1 protein-coding gene is annotated in these 954 nt (G+C 63.7%); it reads right to left on the reverse strand.

The annotated features are described in order from the left end of the window. Nucleotides 1-700 (reverse strand): EamA family transporter (locus EN994_RS33150; protein ID WP_127308241.1); only part of this gene is annotated, 700 nt, incomplete at its 3' end. Nucleotides 701-954 lie beyond the last annotated feature (254 nt).

The following is a 954-nucleotide window of genomic DNA, read 5'->3' on the forward strand; positions in this document are numbered from 1 at the left end:
GGCCGAGCAGGGCCAGGATCGACGCGGTCGATGGCGCCAGCGTCCACGGCTGGTCGAACACCAGACTGAGCGGCACGAGGATGACGGCGCCGCACAGCATGGAACCGGCGGCCGGTAGCATTGGGTCGAGGCCCTTGAAACCGCGGCCGAAAATGGCGGCCCCGGCATAGCAGACCGTCGCGGCGACGATTGCCAATTGCGCCCACAATTCATGACCGAGGCCACCCAGCGCCTGCGTGCCGATAATGAGGCAGATGCCGGCAATGCCGGCGCCCACACCGATCAGTTTGCGCAAGGTGACCGGCTCGTGGCGGGTGATGAGCGCGGTCAAGAGGAAGGTGAAGATCGGTGAGGTCGCGTTGAGGATGGTGGCGAGGCCGGCATCGACCGAGCGTTCGGCCGCGGCGATCAGGGTGAACGGAATAACGCTGTTGAGGCAGGCCTGGAAGGCGAAGCGGCGCCAGCTTGCAGCATCGCCCGGCAAGGCGAGCCCGCGCCAGCGGATGATGGCCAACAGGATGCCGCCGGCGATCAGGGTGCGGGCGGCAATGAAGGTGACCGGCGGGATGGTTTCGACGCCGATCTTGATGAAGGTGTAGGAGGCGCCCCAGAGCACTGCCAGCACGACGAGCAGTACCAGGTCGGTGGTCAGATCGTTTTTTGCAGGCTCGTTCTTCGTCGACATGCTTTTTGTAGACATTGGGGGCTGGCTCGCCTTCGAAGCGGGATCGTCTGATCCAGGCTTATAGGCGGTGCGGCGATGAAATGCTTCGGCCACGGTCGAATTGTCATAGCGCCTCGCGGCTGATGCCCCTTTGCCTGTTCCGCCAAAGTTGCGTGTCACGCCCTAGGCAAACCGGTTTCAAATCGCTAGACCCGCGCCGGGCCGGCGTGGCAAGAAGCCGGCTCGGGTTTTTGGCGGAGATTTTGATGCCGGATTATGACGTGCTTTGC

Origin of the sequence: Mesorhizobium sp. M7A.F.Ca.CA.002.09.1.1 (assembly GCF_003998555.1) — a bacterium.
GTDB classification, from domain to species: Bacteria; Pseudomonadota; Alphaproteobacteria; order Rhizobiales; family Rhizobiaceae; genus Mesorhizobium; species Mesorhizobium ciceri.